The 22,529-nt window shown below is 32.8% G+C and carries 18 protein-coding genes and 2 tRNA genes; 18 read left to right on the forward strand and 2 right to left on the reverse strand.

Annotation, left to right across the window (positions count from 1 at the left end):
• The first annotated feature begins 3 nt into the window (after nt 1–3).
• Genes X929_RS02825 through X929_RS02855 form a run of 7 tightly spaced genes read left to right on the forward strand, consistent with a single transcriptional unit; the run spans nt 4 to nt 8,812 of the window.
• Nucleotides 4–1,215 carry a hypothetical protein gene (locus X929_RS02825; RefSeq protein ID WP_103066520.1) on the forward strand — a complete coding sequence of 404 codons (1,212 nt, stop codon included), beginning with the start codon at nt 4–6 and terminating at the stop codon, nt 1,213–1,215.
• A 44-nt stretch (nt 1,216–1,259) separates the two neighbouring features.
• Entirely contained in the window at nt 1,260–3,734 is a 2,475-nt protein-coding gene (gene secA / locus X929_RS02830) for a preprotein translocase subunit SecA (RefSeq protein WP_103066521.1), read from the forward strand.
• Nucleotides 3,735–3,764: 30 nt separating this feature from the next.
• Complete coding sequence (gene prfB, locus X929_RS02835; protein WP_103066522.1) at nt 3,765–4,865, forward strand: peptide chain release factor 2; 1,101 nt, start codon at nt 3,765–3,767, stop codon at nt 4,863–4,865.
• 39 nt (nt 4,866–4,904) lie between these two features.
• Entirely contained in the window at nt 4,905–5,801 is an 897-nt protein-coding gene (rsmH, locus tag X929_RS02840) for a 16S rRNA (cytosine(1402)-N(4))-methyltransferase RsmH (protein WP_103066523.1), read from the forward strand.
• Nucleotides 5,802–5,829: 28 nt separating this feature from the next.
• Complete coding sequence (locus X929_RS02845; RefSeq protein ID WP_103066524.1) at nt 5,830–6,105, forward strand: hypothetical protein; 276 nt, start codon at nt 5,830–5,832, stop codon at nt 6,103–6,105.
• Between the two features lie 7 nt (nt 6,106–6,112).
• Nucleotides 6,113–7,810: a penicillin-binding transpeptidase domain-containing protein gene (locus tag X929_RS02850; protein ID WP_103066525.1), complete on the forward strand. Its 1,698-nt coding sequence runs from the start codon at nt 6,113–6,115 to the stop codon at nt 7,808–7,810.
• Nucleotides 7,811–7,822: 12 nt separating this feature from the next.
• Nucleotides 7,823–8,812, forward strand: a complete 990-nt coding sequence (locus tag X929_RS02855; protein ID WP_103066526.1) for a DNA polymerase III subunit delta — start codon at nt 7,823–7,825, stop codon at nt 8,810–8,812.
• Here X929_RS02855 and X929_RS02860 read toward each other — a convergent pair whose 3' ends face one another.
• Nucleotides 8,813–10,054 (reverse strand): GAF domain-containing sensor histidine kinase, encoded by a 1,242-nt coding sequence (locus tag X929_RS02860; protein WP_103066527.1) that lies wholly within the window; start codon nt 10,052–10,054, stop codon nt 8,813–8,815.
• Between the two features lie 177 nt (nt 10,055–10,231).
• Nucleotides 10,232–10,308, reverse strand: a tRNA-Asp gene (locus tag X929_RS02865).
• 260 nt (nt 10,309–10,568) lie between these two features.
• On the opposite strand from X929_RS02865, the gene X929_RS02870 reads away from it, so the two are divergent.
• The 11 genes from X929_RS02870 (at nt 10,569) to X929_RS02920 (ending at nt 22,516) form a co-directional block, all read left to right on the forward strand.
• Nucleotides 10,569–10,643: transfer RNA gene (locus X929_RS02870), tRNA-Thr, on the forward strand.
• Nucleotides 10,644–10,731: 88 nt separating this feature from the next.
• Nucleotides 10,732–11,667, forward strand: coding sequence for a tRNA lysidine(34) synthetase TilS (tilS, locus tag X929_RS02875; protein ID WP_103066528.1), 936 nt, complete (start codon nt 10,732–10,734; stop codon nt 11,665–11,667).
• 37 nt (nt 11,668–11,704) lie between these two features.
• Nucleotides 11,705–13,642 (forward strand): ATP-dependent zinc metalloprotease FtsH, encoded by a 1,938-nt coding sequence (ftsH, locus tag X929_RS02880; protein ID WP_103066529.1) that lies wholly within the window; start codon nt 11,705–11,707, stop codon nt 13,640–13,642.
• Nucleotides 13,593–14,048 (forward strand): thioesterase family protein, encoded by a 456-nt coding sequence (locus tag X929_RS02885; protein WP_103066530.1) that lies wholly within the window; start codon nt 13,593–13,595, stop codon nt 14,046–14,048. Before ftsH ends, X929_RS02885 begins: the two co-directional genes overlap by 50 nt.
• Before the next feature lie 58 nt (nt 14,049–14,106).
• On the forward strand, nt 14,107–14,835 hold the full coding sequence (locus X929_RS02890) for a response regulator transcription factor (protein WP_103066531.1): 729 nt from the start codon (nt 14,107–14,109) through the stop codon (nt 14,833–14,835).
• 148 nt (nt 14,836–14,983) lie between these two features.
• Nucleotides 14,984–16,192, forward strand: coding sequence for a sensor histidine kinase (locus X929_RS02895; protein WP_146255766.1), 1,209 nt, complete (start codon nt 14,984–14,986; stop codon nt 16,190–16,192).
• A gap of 85 nt (nt 16,193–16,277) precedes the next feature.
• On the forward strand, nt 16,278–17,603 hold the full coding sequence (locus tag X929_RS02900) for a thymidine phosphorylase (protein ID WP_103066533.1): 1,326 nt from the start codon (nt 16,278–16,280) through the stop codon (nt 17,601–17,603).
• A 63-nt stretch (nt 17,604–17,666) separates the two neighbouring features.
• Nucleotides 17,667–19,352, forward strand: a complete 1,686-nt coding sequence (locus X929_RS02905; RefSeq protein ID WP_245858638.1) for a phosphodiester glycosidase family protein — start codon at nt 17,667–17,669, stop codon at nt 19,350–19,352.
• A gap of 32 nt (nt 19,353–19,384) precedes the next feature.
• Nucleotides 19,385–21,457 carry an elongation factor G gene (gene fusA / locus X929_RS02910; RefSeq protein ID WP_103066535.1) on the forward strand — a complete coding sequence of 691 codons (2,073 nt, stop codon included), beginning with the start codon at nt 19,385–19,387 and terminating at the stop codon, nt 21,455–21,457.
• Nucleotides 21,458–21,696: 239 nt separating this feature from the next.
• Nucleotides 21,697–22,224, forward strand: a complete 528-nt coding sequence (locus X929_RS02915; RefSeq protein ID WP_169924923.1) for a cob(I)yrinic acid a,c-diamide adenosyltransferase — start codon at nt 21,697–21,699, stop codon at nt 22,222–22,224.
• 10 nt (nt 22,225–22,234) lie between these two features.
• Nucleotides 22,235–22,516: a DUF503 domain-containing protein gene (locus X929_RS02920; RefSeq protein ID WP_103066565.1), complete on the forward strand. Its 282-nt coding sequence runs from the start codon at nt 22,235–22,237 to the stop codon at nt 22,514–22,516.
• Nucleotides 22,517–22,529: the final 13 nt, after the last annotated feature.

Raw genomic sequence — 22,529 nt, forward strand, 5'->3', positions numbered from 1 at the left:
TTTTTGATTTTAATTGTTTTATTAACCTTTGGAGAAACAACAATAAGGATAAAAAGTCCTTTAGATGTTTATACTAAAATTTATGAAACGGTACCTTTTTATCGATTTGTAAACTCAACTGAGGGAATAGGTCAAGATTATATAAAAGAATTACTTTCAACGACATTAGAATCTACAAATACAAATATTCAAAATTTTTTAAATGCCCCCATGGTATTTTATTCGGATAAAAACTATTCGGTCGGCGAATTATTTAATCCCAACTATTTTAACCTTTTATTTGACATGATCGTTAATTCAAAAGGTATCGCCATATACTCTACCGAATACGAAGTTTTTAATGAAATCTTTACAAAAATCTTTGGTGCTAATAAGGTAAGCGACGACCTATACACCTTAGAAGAAAGAAATTTTACCGTTCAAAAAAATGATGATGGCCTCTTTTTGAATATGGCGCCTACAACCTATGATAATAATTCAAAGGGTTTAGTATCAGGCTCTCTGGAAAATATCTTAAATGAAAATAAACGTTGGGATTTTTATTTTACCGTTGATTCTAGAACCTTAAAGGCAACATTTGAGTCTAAAGATTATAGAGGTGCCCAAAATAATTTTGATTTGACCATTTTGGAAAACAAAAAAATATTTGGAGAAGTTTTGAATATAGAAAAGTTGGATAAAACCAATTTCTCCGCATATTTCGAAAATTTTTTAATGCCTTTGGACGATGAAAGTAAAAATGTTATAGGATTTATAGCCAATAGTATCAAAGAAGAGGAGTTTATAGCTATTAGTTCACAAAGTATAAGTAATAACGAGCTGAACTTATTCTTTGAAACATCCATTGATACTTATAAGCTCAAAGAATTTGCAGAAGAAAGAAATATGGAAGAGGGAAAGGTTGGAACCTACAATTATTATCTTTGGTCTAATCAAAGTGTGGAAAACCAAATTTACCTTTATTTTACAGAAGATGAATTCATATTCTCAAACGTTTTACCCAATAGGATGAATGTGTATTTGTCGGAAATACCTCGATTTAAAAACACAAAATTTTATGGAGAAATTGAAAGAAAAGAAGGTCTCGATAATCTATTAATCTTAGATATTTCAAATTACTTATCAAAGAATTTTTATGGTTCTTTAGATAGTTGGATAATAAAAGAAGAATACGATAATGATGGAATGTATACAGTAGAAATGAAAATTAGATAAAAATTATAGCTTAGAAAGTTTGATTCGAAAGGAGTGCAATCTTTATGCTTTTTGGACTGATAGACAAGAATAAAAGTTTACTTAAAAAATATTCAAAGATCGCAAATAAAATAAACGAATTAGAAGAAAGTATGAAATCTCTCAGCGACACTGAATTATCTGGAAAGACCTTGGAGTTTAAAAACAGATTAAAACAAGGTGAGAGTTTGGACGATATCTTACCTGAAGCCTTTGCTGTCGTAAGAGAAGCCTCACGAAGAACGATAGGAATGCGGCATTTCGATGTACAGTTAATGGGAGGTATCGCTTTACATGAAGGTAAGATAACCGAGATGAAAACAGGAGAGGGAAAGACTTTAGTTGCAACCCTTCCTATATATCTAAATGCCTTAACAGGGAAAAATGTTCATTTGGCTACCCATAATGACTATTTGGCTAAAAGAGATGCAAATTGGATGGGACCGGTTTATGAGTATCTTGGCTTGAGCGTAGGATACATTCAAGCCAATATGGACAAAGAAGATAGAAAAAAAGCTTATCAAGCTGATATAACTTACGGTACTGCTAATGAATTTGGATTTGATTATTTAAGGGACAATTTAGTTTACGAAATAAGCGACAAAGTACAAAGAGGACATTACTTTACAATAGTTGATGAAGCTGATTCCATTTTAATAGATGAAGCGAGGACACCTTTAATCATTTCCGGCCCTTCAGATACTCCTTCTGAACTTTACAGAAGATTTGCCTCTTTGGCTAAGAGATTCATAATTGAAAAAGATTACACTATAGATGAAAAACAAAAGACTTTAGCATTAACAGAAGAAGGGATAAGCAAAGCAGAAAAGTTATTATCTGTCGATAATTTATACGATCCAAGCAATATTAAGTATTTGTTCCACCTCTTGAACGCCTTAAAGGCGATAAATTTTTTCAAAAGAGATAAAGATTATATCATTAGCGATGGGGAAGTTGTCATCGTTGATGAATTTACCGGAAGATTATTACCTGGAAGAAGGTATTCTGAAGGATTACACCAGGCTATAGAAGCAAAAGAAGGAGTAAAAATCAAAGAAGAAAGCGTAACTTTTGCTACAATAACTTTCCAAAATTATTTTAGGATGTATGAAAAATTATCAGGTATGACCGGAACTGCAAAAACTGAAGAAGACGAGTTCAAGGCGATCTACAATACAGAAGTTGTTGTTATCCCTACTAACGAACCTGTTATTCGGGAAGATAAAAATGATTTAATTTTTAAAACCGAAAAAGAAAAATATCAATCTATAATTGATGAGATAGTAAAGCGTAACCAGAAAGGCCAACCTGTATTGGTTGGAACAACATCCATTGAAAACAGTGAAACTATAAGTGAGATGCTAAAAAAAAGAGGAATAAAACATGAAGTTTTGAACGCAAAATATCACGAAAGGGAAGCAGAAATCATAGCTCAAGCTGGAGAAAGAAATGCCGTTACCATAGCCACGAATATGGCGGGTAGAGGAACCGATATTAAATTGGGAGAAGGGGTTAAAGAACTCGGCGGTCTTTTCGTTTTGGGTACAGAAAGACATGAAAGTAGAAGAATAGATAACCAATTAATAGGAAGATCTGGTAGGCAAGGGGATCCTGGCGAATCAAGATTTATTATCTCTTTTGAAGATGACGTTTTACGATTGTTCGGTGGGGAAAGAATGAAAAACATGATGACCGCCCTAAAAATTGAAGAAGGTCAACCCATTGAACATAAAATGCTCAGTAAAGTTATTCGAGATGCTCAAAAGAAAATAGAAGGAATACACTTCTCGATAAGAAAAAGATTGTACGAATTTGACTCTGTAATGGACAAACAAAGAACTGTAATATACAACCATAGGGATTGGATACTCGAGCAAGGAAATTACGATGATCATATAAAAGACATCTTTATGGATGTTGTGGAAAGAATAGTTGAATTCTCATTTGATGAAGTAGAAGAAAAATACGACAAAAGTAGTATTTCAGAAAAGTTGAAACAATATTTGATAATTTCTGACATAAAGGGGAACACCCGCGAGGAAATAGAGAATGAAATCTTTGATCTACTGTGGAAAAGATATCAATACAAAAAAGAGGAGTTTGGAGAAGATTTCAACAAAGTCGCAAAATTTGTTATGTTAAGAATAATAGATGAAAAATGGAGGTACCATTTAGATTCTATTGAAGCGTTAAAGGAAGCCGTGGGATTAAGATCCTATGGTCAAAAAGACCCTGTCATGGAATTTAAAAAAGAATCGTACCTACTTTTTGATCAAATGGTTGACAGTATATACGACGAAATAGTTAATTATCTAATGAGAATAGCAAGGGTTGTTCCAGAAAAAGAAGAAAGAGAAGCAAAAAAAATATACGCCAGCTTGAACTTTGTACATAACAACGTATCAGTAGTTGATGAAACGAACAATGGTGAAGGATCTAAAAATAACAATAAGTCTAAACAATCCAACAAGATTAAAAAAAGGTATAAAGTTAAAAGATAATAATTGAAGCCATTTTTAAGAGGTGATTCGATGATAGAATACGAAACGAAAGTAAAAATAGATGAGTTGAAAGAAAATTTTGAGGATTTAAAAGGAATTTTTGGTATAGAAGAAGCAGAAGAAGAAGTTAAAAAACTTGACAAAGAAATGATGGAACCAAACTTTTGGAATGATCAAAACAGGGCTAAAAAGATCTCCAAAATGGCACAAAATTTAAAAGATGAAATTGATGAATTCAAAAAATTGCAGAACGATTTTGAAGAATTAGAAATAGCGGTTGAATTATCAGAGGATGATCCATCAATGACCGCCCAAGTTGAATCGATTTTAAAAGTAATTGAAAAAAAGATCGGTTCTTTTCGTCTAAGGATGTTATTATCGGAAGAATATGATGATGCAAACGCCTTTATTAGCCTACATCCAGGTGCAGGTGGAACAGAATCACAGGATTGGGCATCTATGTTACTGAGAATGTACACTCGATGGGCAGATAAAAATAATTATGATATCGAAACGGTAGACTTCCAAGAGGGAGATGAAGCCGGAATAAAAAGCGCAACAATCAAAATTTCAGGCCCCTATGTCTACGGTAAATTAAAGTATGAAAGTGGTGTCCATCGACTCGTGAGAATTTCTCCCTTTGACGCTAATGGAAGACGACACACTTCTTTTGCATCGATATCCGTGATGCCAGAATTTGACGAAAATGTTGAAATAGAAATAAATCCAGATGATTTGAAAATAGATACTTATAGATCTGGTGGAGCAGGTGGCCAACATGTTAATAAAACTGATTCAGCGGTTAGGATTACTCATTTACCGACAGGTATAGTGGTAGCGGTACAAAACGAACGTTCACAACATCAAAACAAAGCCACCGCTTTAAAAATTTTAAAAGCAAAATTATATGAGTTAGAACAGCAAAAAAATTTAGAAGAAAAATTAAAATTACGTGGTGAAATAAAGGATATTTCCTGGGGTAATCAGATTAGATCTTACGTTTTATATCCTTATACTTTGGTTAAAGACCTAAGAACAGATTACGAAACCTCTAACGCTCAAGCTGTATTGGATGGGGAAATAGATGAATTCATAGAAGAAGAACTGTTATTCTTCGCAAAATATAAGTAAAAAAATTAACTTGCTTTTCAGCGAAAGAGGTGTATAATAATAGTAAGAAAATACAATGATTTTCATAAAAGTGTAATGGTTGAGGAAATCTTATCCTATTTGATAACTAAAAAAGATGGTGTTTATGTGGATTGTACCGCTGGTGAAGGAGGACATATAAAAGCTATTTTAGAATTCACCAATAGCAAAGCTAAAATAATTGGCGTCGATGTGGATTATGAGGTATTGGAAATCGCAGAACAAAGATTAAAAGATTTATCGGATAATGTGGTATTGATTAAATCTTCTTATAAAGATATAGATATTGTTTTAAGGGGATTAGATATTGATAAAGTTGATGGTTTTTTAATGGATTTAGGAGTTTCTACTTTTCAACTAAAAGGTGAAAATAGAGGGTTTACTTTTACTAAAGACGAACCGTTAGACATGAGAATGGATACCGAAGCGAAGAAAGATGCTGCATACATAGTCAATAATTATTCACAAGAAGAGCTCAGACGTATCATTTTTGAGTATGGAGAAGAAAAAAGGTTTGCTTACAGTATTTCAAAAAGTATTATAAAAAGCAGGCCTATAAACACTACACAAGATTTAGTGAGTGCCATAAGGAAAGGGTTACCTAGTTCAATAACGCACGACAGGCACAGACATTTTGCCACAAAAACTTTTCAAGCTCTGAGAATAGAAGTTAATGAAGAATTGAAAAACATCGAAGAAACCCTTGTTAAATTTGAAAATTTTTTAAATACAGGAGCAAGAGTAGCTGTAATAAGCTTTCATTCTTTGGAAGATAGGATCATTAAAAATTTTTTTAAAAATAATGAAAGATATAATTTCCTCACTCCCAAACCTATTTTACCTTCTCAAGAAGAAATAAAATATAATTCAAGAAGCAGAAGTGCGAAATTGAGAGTGGCCGAGTATATAGGGGTTTAAAGAATGACAAGAGTTAGGGGGAGTTTCTATGGAAAAAAATGTGTACGCAAAAAGCAAAGGAATAGAAAAAACTAAATCTAAAGTTAAGTCTCTCGATATTGCTATAATCGTTTTAGTTTTCTTAGCCTTTTTAACTGTTAGCATTTGGCTTACTATCTTTCTTAACTTTGGTAAAAATATTGAGAATTATAAATCCATAATAGTCCAATCTCAGATGGAGCTTAATAATATGGAATCACAGATATCTGCCTTAGATAGCCAAATAGATAGATATATAGAGATCTTAAATATTATGGAGAAATAATTTAACTATGAAACGCAAATGGTTAATTTTCACCTTCCTTTTTCTTTCAGGATATATTTTTCTTATCACCATTACTTTTGTGTATAATAACTCTTTGGAAAAGGACTTTAACGAATTTTCAACCTCTCTAGAAAATAATAAATACTCAGAACTTGTGGATTCTAAGGGAAATATGATTGTATACAACCAAGAAAAATACGAAGCTTGGGTAGATTTAGGTTTTATGAAATCACGAAACGATTTTAAAAAAAACAAATATTTATTGAATCAAAGGTTTAGTGACGATGAAATAGAAACCATTAAGTTTTTAAAATGGGGAACTTATGATACTTATGAAGAGGCTTATATCGATCTTGGAATTTTAAACAAATACGCGAGAATATATCCTGTTACTCACCGCGTTTACAATGAATTATTTTCTCTTGATCTACTAATCGGAAAAACTAATAGAACCACCTATGGAATCGAACCTTTTTTATTAGAGAATGGGATTTTAAACAGTCAAAAAACAATCAGTTTAAGTATAGATTTGAAAATGCAGCAAATAGCCTATGAAGAACTTCTAAATACCGTAAAAAAAGAATCCGCAGAAGGCGGAATTGTTGTAGTTATGGAGAGCAAGACCGGTAAAATTAAATCAAGTGTTTCGCTTTATCCCTGGAATATTGCTTATATGGGATATATAGAACCAGGGTCCACACTTAAACCGTTATTAATTTCTACAGCACTGGATGAACATATTATAAATCCTAACGATAAATTTTATTCTGGCTACGAGTATTATCCTACAGGTAAAAAAAATTTCAAGGTAACCGAATCCCAAGGTTATGGAATGGGAGAAGTTGGCCTTAGGGAAACTCTAACCTATTCCTCAAATATAGCGATCGCTCAGATAATGGAAAAAATACTTGAAGAATTTTCTAATCAATGGCTCTACCAAAAACTTTTGACCTATGGTTTTGGGAAAAAAACAGGAATAGAATTCAAAGGTGAAATCAACGGTGTAGTCCCTTATCCGGATGATTGGTATGAAATAACGCCTTTTCAGATTGCTCTGGGTCAGGGAATAGGGATCACACCTATACAGTTAATATCGGCCTTTAACGTGATCCCCAACGATGGGAAGTATGTAAAGCCCACTTTTTTAGAAGTAAAAGAAATCTCAGAAAGGCAAGTGATATCTGAACCTACCGCCAAAATAGTGAAAGAGTGGTTAAGTTATACAGTTACAGAAGGAACTGCCCGAAAAGCTTATAAAGAAGGGTTGAGAATCGGTGGAAAAACCGGCACGGCCCAAAAGGCGGAAAGCGGCATAGGATACATTGAAGGTAGTTATTATTCTTTGTTTGTTGGTTTTTATCCGGTTGTTGATCCTATATATACTGCTGTAGTTGTTATCGATAATCCTAAAGAAGAATTTTATGGTGGAGAAGTAGCTGCACCTGTTTTAACTAACATTTTTTATAGATATTCCAAAGAAAAAGAAAGTAGCGCATTCGATAATCAAAAAGTTTTTTATCAAGATATTATGCCAGATTTGATTGGTTATCCTATAACCGAAGCTCACAACATTCTGTTGAACTTAGGAATAAAAGAAAAAAACCTAATAATCACTGGTAATGGGAACACCGTTGTTTCACAATCTGTTCCACCATATAAGTATCTAAGCGATCAAGAAATCATTCAACTTCACACAATCGACTGAGGAGAGGTAACGTTGCAAAAAATATTTATATTAGGGAATTCAACCATACAAAAAAGAATCAGAATCGAAGAAATTATTGAAAAATCCCCAAGTGCTGAAATAGTTACATTATCACCTGAAAATTATGTAGATGAAGACATCAACAATCTTTTCACTATGGGAAGTATCTTTTCCACAAATAGAATCATAATAATTTCAGATTTTGATTCCTTTAAAATCCCTTATCAAGAAAAGATCTCCACCTTACTGAAAAATTATGAAAATTCTTTTGAAGGTATTCTCATTTTGGATAGTCAAAAGGAAAATAAATATCTAAAAGAAATAAATTTCGATAAAAAAATAGAGGCGATGGTTCCCCCCCCTTGGAAAGATGAATTGTGGATAGGCATGGTTAAGGATTTAGCAGGCAAGTTAAACAAACAATTAAGTAACGAAACAGCCGAGAAAATTATACAATTCGTTGGAAAAAATGAGGATTTGTTGTATGAGGAAATTAAAAAGCTCTCCATATATTCCGATACTGAGATTATATCTATAAAAGACGTGGAAGATGTTTCTACTTATTTTTCTACAGCGAACTACGAAGAACTTTGCTATGATTTAGCAACAAAGAGATTACCACATTCACTAATAAAGCTGCAATTGATGGTAAAATCTTCTTTATTCTCCCCAATTGCTTTAGCAAATTATTTATACAGGTACTTTTTGGATTTATATGCGGTGATACTAAATACGGAAAGAAAGACAACCTACAATTGGTCTGAAATCGTAAAAATCAGTAAAGAAAGCATGGTTTCACAGCAAAGAGTAGCTTCCTTCTTAGGGTTCAATTTTAAAAACGAAAAAGTAAAAAAAACCAACGTTGAGAAACTCTACTCTACTTCTTCAATCGAAAAAATAATAATTAATCTCGAAGAATTGGATAGATCCTTAAAAATAGGTGGTGAACCAAAAGTACTCTTCCCAAAATTATTTGAAGAAATATGTTCATCGAATCTATGATTAGCACTTATTTACAATACTACTTATAGATTGAGGTATTTTTATCACAAAAGTTGTCCCTTCACCTAATTTTGAGTTTACCTCCACACTTCCTTTGAGCATTTCAAGATTCTTTTTTACGATCGCTAAACCTAACCCACTTCCTGGCTTATCTTTAGAAACCCTAAAAAATGGCCTAAATATATCTTTTAACTTATCTTCTGGAATCCCAGGCCCTGTATCTTTTACCTCTATAACAAAATGTTTTGTATGGTTTTCGTAACCTACGAGGATATTTATTGAACCTTCTGTGGTATATTTCATTGCGTTTCCTATTACATTTACTAAGATCTGATTTAATTTAGTCTCATCTGTTTCAATATCTACTGGAATATCAACCGGAAAGTTAAGGTTTATTTCAACATCGGGGGATGCGGTAGGTTCTAACATTGATAAAACTTCATACAATAACTTTTTTAAATTTAATTTTTCTAAATTCAATCTCTTCTCTCTATTCAACTTGTTGAAAGTTGAAATATCGTCTAAAAGTGAGTTCATATGCTTAGCAGAAAATAGCATCTTTTTTACAATACTTTTCATCTCATCTTTTTCTAAATCTTCATTATTCAATATAGTTTCAGCAAATCCTATAATTGAAGTCAAAGGTGTTCTCAACTCATGACTAATAAAACTCAAATAATTAGAATTCGTTTCTATCGTTTCTTTTTCTGAATCCCGAAGGATTTTCAAAGTCAAAAAAATAGATGCTAAATTGCTGAACATTCTAAGCATTTTTTTTGAATAATCATCGAAAGAATCAACATGGAAACTATCTATATATATGTGTCCTATTACACTGTCTTTATTTTTTAAAGCGGAAATTAAAGTGACCATTTGATTCGTTTCTTTGTGTAATTTTTTGCTGATTTTATACAAATCAGTTTCAGGGGAATTGTAATCCAAAATATTTTGAACTTCTATTAAATCTCTATCCATATGTAGGCTTACGTATGATTCATTGAAGGGGACAACCATTTTTTTAATTAAATCTTGATCGTAGCCAATTCCAACTATGGCTTCATATAATGCGCCCCTAATTAGCCAAATAGAACCGTATTCAGCTTCTGGTATGATCTTTATAGCAATTTTTAACAGCTTTGTTAGAAAATCTTTTTCACTTTCGTCCCAATTTATTTCTTGCAAAAGATCCACCATTTCTTGAAAAGTTTCCATAAAAAATCCATTTTCTACTTCTTTTTGCATCTTAACTTTATTCCTCCCCCTCATCAATTTTGTAAACCATCTGTCACTTCTATTATATCATAAATTAAATAAATAGAATATTAATCATTCAAAATTAATCTTTCAAAAAAATAATATCCCTTAAACTTTAAAAATAACTTAAAAAAGCGAACGTTAAACGTTCGCCTTTTTAAAATATGGCGGGGACGACGGGACTCGAACCCGCGAGCACCGGTGTGACAGACCGGCATGATAACCAGCTTCACTACGTCCCCATCTTCTGATAATTATTTTATCACAAATCTTTCACTTTGTAAAGTCCCTACAGAGCTCCCATGTTAGTTGACATTTTTGAAATTATATAGTAAAATAAAATAGGAGGGCCTAAAGAATCTCGTGCACGTAATGGTGCTTGGCACTTTAATAGTGCGAAATTCCGCATTAAGTCGGATATTACTTTTTTGATAATCAGGCTCTCCATTTTTTACCCCAAAAGTTGGGTTTTTTGTATGTATTATCAATAACGAAGTCAATTGCCGGTGTAGCTCAACGGTAGAGCGGCTCATTCGTAATGAGTAGGTTGGGGGTTCAAATCCCTTCACCGGCTCCACAATATTTTTTAGTATTTTAAGCGTCTTAAGACGCTGTTTTGTTTTTATAGACGTTATCAGATTTGAGAGTTGGAAGGAGAAGAGGAAGTGATACTCCAAGATTTTGAGAAAAAAATATTTAAATTTATAAAAGACTATAAAATTTTTAACAAATATGATAAAATTCTATTAGGAGTTTCCGGCGGGAAAGATTCAATGTCTTTGCTTCATGTGATGTCAAAATTATCGAAAGCAATGGGATTTGAAATATCTGTAGCCCATTTAAACCACTGTATGAGAGAAGAAGCCGATAGTGACGAATCCTTTGTGAGACAAGCTTGTGGGAAACTAAAGATACCCTTTTTTTCGAAAAAAGTGGATGTTTTTACATACTCAAAAGAAAACAAGGTTGGCGTTGAAGTAGCGGGAAGAAACTTAAGGTATGAGTTTTTTTATGAAACATTAAGAAAATTAAGTTATAATAAAATAGCAACCGCGCATCATATGGATGATTTATTTGAAACAATGATTTACAGAATTTTGAGAGGGACCGGAATATATGGATTAGGCGGTTTAATCCCTATAGAAGAAGAAATAACAAAACCAATGTTATGTGTCGACTTGGAAGAAATCAAAAATTATGTTACAATTAATAATATAGAGTATGTGGAAGATAAGTACAATTATTCTTTGGATTATGCTAGAAATAAAATAAGATATGAAATTACCCCTTTTTTTAAGAAGATCAATCCAAGGTACAAAGAAAGTTTCTTTAGACTTGCAAAAATCATCTGGAGTTACAGGGAAGAAGTTAAAAGAAAGTTTGAAGAAAGAAGTGAGATAGGAAAAGAGTTGTTAAAATTAAAATTAGAAAATGATTTTTTTGATGCGGAAACATTAAGAATTGCCTTTTTGAAGTTTGGTAAATATCCGCCAAATATGGAGGAAACAGAGAAAATTATAAAAATGCGCAATGGCGGAGTAAGAAATATAAACGGACTAAGTATAACGAAAAAAAGCGATACTCTACTTGTTAAAATTTGAGATACTTATAGAAGTGAGAAAAGAGGAGGTCTATGTCTTGCAAAACAAAAGAAACCAACCTAGAGTTTTTTGGCTATTATTAATATATATAACAATAGGTATTTTTATATACGTTGGAGTCAACAGCCTTATCGGTACTCAAGATGTTTCAAAAATAGAATATAGTGAGTTAGTTCAAATGTTGGAAGATAAAAAGATTGTTTCTTTAGAAATAGAAGACTCTGGTTATGCTAGAGCAAAAGATCAAAGAGGGCTTTATTACGAGACATATGCTCCTAATCTTTTATCGGACCAACAGTATGTTTATGGACTTGCAAACCAAGGGATAGAGATTAAATATGTCAGAAGCTTAGAAAATAGTTGGTGGATTTCTATCTTAACGTTTCTTTTGCCTGTCTTTTTACTTATTTTTCTTTTCACCCTTTTGTTTCGATCAAGTGCGGGCGGTGCAAATCAAGGTATGAATTTTATAAAAAGCCCTGCCAAAAAATATGATCCCAAAAAAACCCGCACCACTTTTAAGGACGTTGCAGGGGTTAAGGAAGCGAAAGAAGAATTAACAGATGTTGTAAAATTTTTGAAAGATCCAAAGGCTTTTAATAGGCTCGGAGCTAGAATGCCAAAAGGTGTACTTTTAGTAGGGGAACCAGGCACAGGTAAAACTTTACTCGCCAGAGCGGTGGCTGGAGAGGCGGATGTCCCATTTTTTTATATTAGTGGTTCTGATTTTGTTGAACTTTTTGTTGGAGTAGGAGCAGCAAGAGTTCGAGATCTTTTCAACCAAGCTAAGGCTAACGCACCTGCTATTATTTTTATTGATGAAATAGACGCGGTAGGTAGACAAAGGGGAGCAGGTCTGGGAGGAGGTCATGATGAAAGGGAGCAAACCCTTAACTCCATCTTAGTGGAAATGGATGGATTCGATCCAAGTATTGGAATAATAGTTATGGCAGCCACAAATAGACCTGATGTTCTAGACAAAGCTTTGTTAAGACCAGGAAGATTTGATAAAAAAGTGGTAATTGATAGACCTGATGCCGAAGGAAGAAAAGAAATATTAAAGATTCATTTTAGAGGCAAAAAAATAGCACCAGATGTTGATTTAGAAGTGTTAGCCCGAGCTACTCCTGGATTTGTTGGAGCAGATTTAGAAAATTTAGTCAATGAAGCGGCCCTTTTGGCAGCCAGAAATGGGGAAAAGTTCATTACAATGAAGGATTGCGAAGAAGCCATCGAAAGGGTTATAGTTGGTCCAGAGAGGAAAACGCGGGTGCTTTCTGATCAAGAAAAAGAAGTCGTTGCCTATCATGAACTAGGTCATGCTATTTTAGGAACATTCTTACCAAATGCTGACCCTGTACACAAGGTAACCATTATTCCTCGAGGTTACGCGGCCTTAGGGTATACCTTACAGTTACCATCTGAAGATAGGTATCTAATGAATAAATCTGAAATACTCGATGATATTGCAGTAATGTTAGCTGGTAGAGCTGCAGAAGAAATAATATTTGATGAAATAACCAGTGGAGCTGAAAATGATCTAAAGCGAGCTACAGAAATGGCCAGAAGGATGGTAGAAAGTTTTGGCATGAGCGAAAAAATTGGTCCTGTAGCTTGGGCTAGCGAAAGTGAGGAAACTTTTTTAGCACGTGAACTCTTTAGAGAAAAAAACTACTCTGATGAAACTGCAAAAGAACTGGATTCTGAAGTAAAGCAAATAATAAATAAAAGCTATGAAAAGGCTAAATCTATACTGTTAGAAAACAAAGAGAAACTCCAACTCATTGCCCAATATCTTTTGAAAAAAGAAACTATCACAGGAGAGGAACTAAGTGAATTATTACGAAAAGATACAGATGACCTAAAGGAGTATATAGAACATTTTGGTGTATCCCCAACTCGGGAAGAAGAAAAGGTGGTAAATTATGAATACCTTTCTAGAGAAAATAATCTCATTGAAAGGAAAGGAATTTAATTATTCCTTTAAGGTAAAAGATGAAAGTTATTTATGGTCAGAAGATAAAGAAGTTATAAGTTTCCATGCTTTAAGCACCTCCTCTCTTTTAGAAGAAATACATAAATGTAGTTATAATACTATAAAAGATCTTTTGGAAAAAGATCAGGTTTCTGTGGTTTCACATAGTTGTATAGATCATCTGTCCTCGACCCCTTATTCTTTTAAGGTATTTATAAAGTTAAGAATAACTGACGTAACCTACAACAAAGTGCATTTTCAGGGAGAAGCATTTGATGAAATCAACAAAATTGCAACTTTTGAATTAACTCGAAATATTGTTTCCAAAAAGATTCTAAGAAAAAACTTAAATCACAAAATGGAGAGCATTAATTTGTCGGGACAAATTTCTGAACGTTACACCTAAAGATGAGTGATTGTTGAATACATTAACACAAAAAATATCCCAAAGGGGGGAAAGAAAAGTGGCAAAAAAAAGTATTATGATAGTAGAAGACGATCCGGCGATCTCTGAAATGTTATCTTTGAACTTGACTAAAGAAGGTTACGAAGTAATAACGGCTGTGTCTGCTGATGAGGCTTTAAAGAAATTGGAGGAAAAAGATACCGACTTTTTCATTGTCGATATTATGTTACCAGGTTCAATGGATGGATTTGATTTAATTAGAATATTGAAATCCAGCGAAGATTACCGCAACACCCCTGTGCTCATATTGAGTGCCAAAGATGATGCTGCGGATAAAGTTGCGGGGTTAGAACTTGGTAGTGATGATTATGTCACAAAACCTTTTAATGTAAGAGAACTAATTGCAAGGATTAAAAGCATATTTAGAAGACAAGCTGCATCAGCGCAAATGAAAGAAGAAGGACCCAAAAAAATCACAGCCAAGGATTTGATTATTGACACTGAAAGATTAGAAGTTTGGGTAAATGGCAAACCAGTTAGCCTTACCCCATTGGAGTTCGACTTGCTAGTTTTTCTTGCTAAAAACGAAGGAAAGGTCTTTAGTCGAGATGTATTGTTGGATAAATTGTGGGGATATGACTACTACGGAGACACAAGAACAGTAGACGTTCATATCAGAAGGTTGAGAACAAAAATTGAAGAAGATCCTTCCAATCCAAAATACATAATTACAGTAAGAGGAAAAGGATACAAATTCAGAGATCCTGGAAAGGAAAGAAACTACTAAATATTCAATGGCAGAGGGTATTACCTCTGCCTTTTTTCCAGTTGCATTTTATTAATATTAATAAACCAGGTGAAAAATATTGGGCGATATATATATTATTGTTATTTTATTACTTGTCATCACAAATATTTTATTTATATATGCTTATTTGAGAAAGAGAAGAGAAGAAAATGCTCATCAACGGTTTAAAAATGAGATTGCAAAAAGTATAAATATAAATATAAAAAATCCTGTTGATGATTTTCTTTTGCATCAACTAAATTCATATATTAAAAATTTAGAAGAAAAATACAAATCCGAAAAATACAAAAGAAGGAACATATTTTCGATTCTAGACACCCTTTCTGAAGGAATAATATTGGTTTCTTTTAATCAAAATGAAATTATCAGGGTGGATTTTGCCAATTCTTTTGCTAAAAATATTTTTACAACAGAAAATTTTGTGGGTAGGTCATTAACAGAGGTAATTGATAATCATAATCTCATTGAATTGACTTTAAAAAGTTTTAAAACTAATAAAGACATGGAAGAGGAGACTTCATTCTATTATCCAGAAAAAAAATACTTCAGATGTCAAGTTAAATCAATAAATGTTGAAAATTATAGAGTTATTATTTTGTTAGATATCACGAAAGAAAAAAATTTAGAAGATCTAAGAAGAGAATTCTTAACCATCATGTCCCATGAAATGCGGACACCCTTATCCGTTATAAGCGGGTATTTAGAAACGATATTGCACGAACCTAATTTAGACGAAGAAATTTATCAACCACTAAAAAAAATAGAAGAAGAAATATCGAGATTAACTAGGATGTTTAACGATCTTTTAGATATAGAAAGATTGGAAAAAAATATAGGCGAAGAAAAAAGATTTGTGTTTTTCAATTTCTCTAATACGGTAAAGAGAGCTTTTGATTTCTTTAAAATTGTTGCTGATAAGATGTCCATTGAGTTTGAAGAAGAAATAGAAGATGATCTATACGTTTTCGGTAATGAAGATAGACTCCTGCAGGTAGTGTATAATATTTTAGACAATTCTTTTAAATTTACAGCTTTGAAGGAAAAGGGCGAAAAAAAAGTATGGTTAAGATTGTACAAAAATGATAATAACATAATTTTGGAAATTGAGGATACAGGAATTGGCATACCTTCAAAAGAGTTAAAAAGGATCTTCGATCTATTTTACAGAGTAGACAAATCTAGAAGCAGGCAAGTCCCGGGTTTAGGGATTGGTTTGTACATAGTCAAAACAATTTTGGACAACCATAATGCCAGAATATATTTAGATAGCGAAGAAAACAACGGTACACTGTTTCAAGTCATCCTTCCCTTAAAAACAAAGGGTGAAACTTTTTGATAATGTTAATTTTAGAGAGTTTAGTAATAAAATGATTTTCAAAAGGTTACAGGATGATGACACAATTTCTTTAGGAGGCTTAAAGTTGAGAGCATACGATATTATAAAAAACAAAAGAGATGCTAAAGAAAACACAAAAGAAGAAATAGAATTTATGATCAGAGCTTATTTAGATAATCTTATTCCAGACTATCAAGTTTCTTCCTGGTTAATGGCTATCTTCTTCAATCATTTAACAGAGGAAGAAAGTTATAATTTAACGGATGTAATGCTTAAAAGTGGAGATATTATAGACTTATCAAGAATCACAGGTAAAAAAATTGACAAACACTCTACTGGAGGTGTTGGAGACAAAACAACATTAGCTATAGCACCTATGGTTGCCTCATTAGGGGTTAAAATAGCCAAATTATCAGGTAGATCCTTAGGGCACACTGGAGGGACCATCGACAAGCTTGAATCTATTCCCGGTTTTAAAACCTCTCTAACCACTAAAGAATTCTTTGAAATAGCGAACAACGTAGGGATTGTTGTGGCCGGACAGACTGGAAATATAGCCCCAGCAGATAAAAAGTTGTATTCGTTAAGGGACTCTACCGCAACCGTTGAGGAACTATCCTTAATAGCTTCCAGTATAATGAGTAAAAAACTTGCCATAACTAGTGATGGAATACTCTTGGATATCAAAGTGGGTTCGGGAGCATTCATGAAAAACTTAGAAGATGCCAAAGAGTTGGGTAGAATCATGCTAAAGATTGCAAAAAGATACGATAAAAATACTATTGCTTTAATTACCAATATGGATCAACCTTTGGGAGAAAACATTGGAAACGCATTGGAAGTAATGGAAGCAATAGATACAGTGAAAGGAAGAGGTCCAAAAGATTTTTCTGAGTTGTGTTTAGAAATCTCTTCTCATATGGCTTCTTTATCTGGTATAATAACCTATGAAGAAGCAAGGAAAAAATTAATAGAAAACATAGAACATGGTATAGTAAAAGAAAAAATGAAAGAATGGATAAAAGCTCAGGGTGGAAAAGAAGAAGTAGTTGATGATCCTAGTAAGTATCTTAATATAGCACCAAAAACTATAGAATTCAAAGCAAAAGAACAAGGATATATAACCTTTATTGATACCGAAAAAATAGGTTTAGCCTCAATGGTATTAGGAGCTGGCAGACAAAAAAAAGAAGATATCATCGACAAAAGTGTTGGTTTAACAATTAACAAAAAGCTTGGAGATAAAGTTGAAGAAGGAGAGACAATAGCTAAGTTGTTTGTCAGCGAAAAGAGTGATGTTGATGCCTCTCTAAAGCTTTTAAATGAGGCTTACAACATTAGTAAAGAAAATCCTAAAGGTATAAATAAAAATGTAATTCTTGATGTTTTGTTTTCCGATGAAAGAAGTTAAGATGGATGGAAAGTGGTGCAAAGGGGCGCTAAATAAAGTTAAACAACGGAGGATCATTTATTGATGAAAAAGCTTATCTTTCTATTCTTGCTAATAATTCTAGCAATAAATTTATTTTCTGAAGAAGCTATTTTTATATCTCAAAACAACCCTCCTCTCAGTATGGAAGCTATCAAAAATCAAGATTATTTTTATATTAATGTTGAACATCTTTCCAAATATGATAGTATGGTAATGAATCGCACTTCTAGAATAATGTATATCATATACAATAAAAATGTCTTGGAAATTAGTTTGAACGATTATTACTCTAAAATAAACTTTATAAACAAGTACAATGATTCCGTACTGATTGTTGATGAAAGTGTATATATAAGGGAAGATGTTTTATCAATATTCTTACAGTTAAACAAATTTAAAGATATTAATACAATTTTCTTCTATTCGGAAATTCCGAAAATAACTAACTTCACTGTAAGTACAAGTGAGATAAAAATTGAATTTAATTCGTACCTCTCAGAAGATTCCATAACTTTAACTAAAATAGCAAAAGACGGAGATTACTTGTTAAGCTTAAAACCCGTGGCGCCTATGGAAAGAATTCCAAATAACATAGATTATTCATACTCAAACAATACTGCTTATTTAAGGTTCAAGAGTGATTTCAATTATGATGTTAATTTAAACGGAAAAAATTTATCCATCATTATAGATAAAAAAGCTACTTCCACAAGTACAGAAACGGACAAAACTACATCCGAAAATAAAGGGTTTCATTACATTGAAAGAACAGAAGAATTAAACGGGCAAAGGTTAAAAATTTACCAATTAATTGTTGATCCAAAAAGATATCAAATTAAAGTTGATTTGAATAATTTAGGAACACGTTCCGATGTGTATTCATTTTTAAAAGATAAGAACCCAATCTTTTCCGTTAACGCTTCTTTTTTCGATCCTCAAACTTTGGAACCCGTAGGGAATATAATATCCGAAGGCACTCTATTACATTTGAGTTCTTATTCAAGACCTGCATTAATTATAGGGCCAAATTTTCTAGACATCGACTATATTAAACTAGAATACCAAATAAATATTGATAACCTACTCTTTTGGATAAAATCCATTAATTCTACCTGGAAAGGAGACGTTAAATTATATACTCATCATTATAAAGGAAGCATCACTGAAACAGAAGATGATTATGTTTTTCTCTTGATCGATGAAAATAATCGGATTGTATCAAAAAGCAGAAAAACTCCTTCGGAAGGGGAAAAATTAATACTTATAGATAAAAAATATGAAAAATACATGGAAAATATATCTTTAGGAACAAAAGTTAATTTCACTCTTAATAAAAGCGAAAATTTGTCAATAGATCCTGCTTTACTTTTAGAGGGAGGACCTATATTAATACATTCCAAATACACACAAGACCAACTAGATGCCGAAAAGAAAAGTTACTCCAATGGAATAATTTATGGTAAAGCTCCCAGAACTGTGGTAGCAATAGATAAAGACGGGAATATTAATTTAATGGTCATTGAAGGACTTGATAATCCCGAAACAGGTCTTACATACGATGAAACAAGAAACTTGCTCTTTAAAATTGGCGAGTTTGAAGTAGCAATGATGCTAGATGGTGGTAGTTCTTCTATAGTATATTACAAGGGCGAGATACAAAATTTCAAAAACGGAAAAACACGCAATTATATCCCTGTACTTTTAAGTGTTTACGAAAAAATGCCGTAGTTAAGAAATAGATTAAGAATGGAGGGGTAACATTGAGCGAATACAAAGCTGAAAAAAAGAGGATCGTAGGATTCTTTGGGCATCACGGGTGTGGTAAAACTACCCTTATGGATGATGTGCTTGTAAATATTGGATTAACTGATAGAATAGGTCAAAGACATTTAGACAAGGATCCCGTTGAAAAAGAAAAAGGAGCAACGTTTTCGAACCACATTTTTTCGTTCGATTTAGATGATTCAAGGATCTACTTTTTTGATACCCCGGGATCTTTAGACTTTATAGGAGATATACAAATAGCTTTAAACGCCGTTGACAACGTAGTTATCGTGATAAATGCTTCTTCTGGTGTGGAAGTAACAACAGAAAGAATTTGGAATATGGCAAGAGAATTAAATAAACCAATCGTATTTTATGTAAACCAAATGGATAAAGAAGGAGTCAACTTTGGAAACTTAGTTCAGGAACTTAAAGAAAGTTTTGAAGACGAAATAAGAATAGTTCCTTTCCAGGTTCCCATAGGCGAAGGTCCCGATTTTAAGGGTGTTATAAATCTTTTATCAAATGAAGTTTTTACATATGAAGAAGGAACAGGCAAATTTTCTAAACAAACCGAAATTCCAGATAACGCCAAAGATTATTTGGAAAGGTTCCATTCTGAAATAATAGAAGATATTGTTGAAACCAACGAAGAACTCCTGGAAAAATATTTTGAATCAGGAGAAGAAAATCTAAGCCCAGAAGAGTTAATTTCCGCACTTCATAAAGCATACGATGAAGATAAAATAATTCCTGTATTCATTGGATCCGCTTTAAAAAATATTGGATTTGATCAATTGATAAAGGCTTTAATCAGTTTCGGAATGACACCACTTGAAAGAAAATTTTACAGTGAAGAAGGCAATGAAATTTCTTCCCAGGAAAACGGTCAATTTCTAGGTATCATCGTTAAAAATGACGTAGACCCATTCGTTGGGAAACTCACTTATCTAAGAGTTATTAGCGGTTCTTTAAAAGCAGGTTCTAGTATCTATATTGTTGAAGAATCCACAAGGGAAAAAATCTCCCATATAAATATACCCAGATTTGATAAGAACGAAGAAGTAGAAGAAGCTAGCGTTGGTGATATCTTAGTTATACCTAAACTAAAATCAAGTAAGATAAATCAAACTGTATCCAGTGAAGAAACATCAAATAGGTTGAAATTACCAGAATTTCCGGAACCAATGATATCTAAGTCCATCGCTCCTAATTCAAAAAATGAGATAGACAAAATTACTGAATCTTTAGCAAAAATAGCCGAATCAGATCCAACATTTAAATGGGAATTCGATTCGGAAACAGGCGAAACCGTTATCAGTGGAATGGGAACCATTCACTTAGAAATAATGATAGAGAAGTTGAAAAAGAATTTCGGCATTGATTTTGAGGTAGGAAAACCAAAAATTGCATATAAAGAAACCATAAGAAGTAAATCCCAGGCAGAATACAAACACAAAAAACAAACTGGAGGTCATGGTCAATACGGTCACGTTAAAATAGAAATTGAACCCCTAGAAAGAGGAAAAGGTTATGAATTTGTTGATAAAATCGTTGGAGGCGTCATACCAAAAAATTTCATACCATCTGTAGACAAAGGAATTAGAGAAGCCATAAAAAAAGGTGTTTTAGCTGGTTTTCCGGTTGTGGATATTCGGGTTACACTTTTTGATGGTTCTTACCATGAAGTCGACTCTTCAGATATTTCATTTCAAATAGCTGCAAGACACGCATTTAAAATAGCTATGGAAAATGATAGCCCGGTTATTTTAGAACCAATTATGCATGTTGAAATATTCTTACCCACTGAAAACACTGGTGACGTTATTGGTGAAGTTACAGCAAAAAGGGGAAGGCCCTTAGGAATGGAATCAGTAGGGAAAGGATACGATAAGATAGTAGCTGAAATCCCATTGGCTGAAATGTTGGATTTTTCACCTCGCCTTAGTTCTATCTCCTCAGGAAAAGGCTATTTTAACATGAAATTTTCCCACTATTCTGAAGTGAGCCCTGATATCCAAAACAAAATAATAGAAGAAAGAAAAAGAGAAGAAGAATTACAAAAATAAAATGGGGCTTTGCCCCATTTTTAAATAGTTTTTGCTGATTTGTGCAAAATGGTTCTTTAAGTTTGCCGCATTGTGCAAACAATGTTTTTTTTGCAGCTTTGTGCAAAATGGTTCTTTAAGTTTGCCGTAGTGTGCAAACTATGTTTTTAAATGATTTTGACCTTGATTTTGGGGATCTTAAGGGGCGAAGCCCCTTAATGTTAGACAGTCTCTTAAACAATAAAAAGGAGGAATACACCGTGTCTATTTCAACCAAAACAGGTGATAAGGGTGAAACTTCCCTTTGGAGTGGAGAAAGAGTTTCAAAAGACGACATAAGGGTTGAAGCCTACGGTACCGTAGATGAATTAAACGCATTCCTTTCAGAGACAAATTATTATTTAAAATCTCATCAGGTAAAAAAAATAATAAACGAGGTACAAAATGATTTATTCAAAGTAGCCGGAGAGTTAGCTTCCAAAAGCAAACCATATAAATATCCAATTCAAGAAGAAGATGTCCTTAAAATTACCAATTATGTTTATGCATTTGAAAATAGGTTGAATTTAAAGGGTTTCGTTATACCGGGAAAAACATTGCAATCTGCAAAGTTAGACATTTGCAGAACTATAGCTCGAAGAGCAGAAAGACGAATAATCGCTTTAGATAAAAAAGAACCGGTACCGGAACCATTAAAGAAATATGTAAATCGATTATCTGATTTGTTGTTCATATTAGCCCGTTTTGAAGAGTACATAGAAGATAAAATTGAATTTAAAAAATGGTGAGGTTATTAAGATGTTCTGCATCAAATTAGAATTGAAAATTAGGTTATTTGGGATCAACTCTTTGAAAGACAAAAGATCGGTAGTGAAAACACTGATAAACTCTCTAAGAAAAAAGTATAATGTGTGTGCTTTAGAGGGAAATTATAACGATTCTAAAAATTACTTGGGAATATTCGTCTCGTCGTTAAGCCAAAGTAGAGATTACTTACTAAACCTTATTGAGCAAATTGAGAATGATATCGAACTTAATTATGGTTTAGAAATCGAAAAGGAAGACTACTTAATTTTTTAATAGTTAATTTACT

Origin of the sequence: Petrotoga olearia DSM 13574, assembly GCF_002895525.1 — a bacterium.
In the GTDB taxonomy this organism is placed as follows: Bacteria; Thermotogota; Thermotogae; order Petrotogales; family Petrotogaceae; genus Petrotoga; species Petrotoga olearia.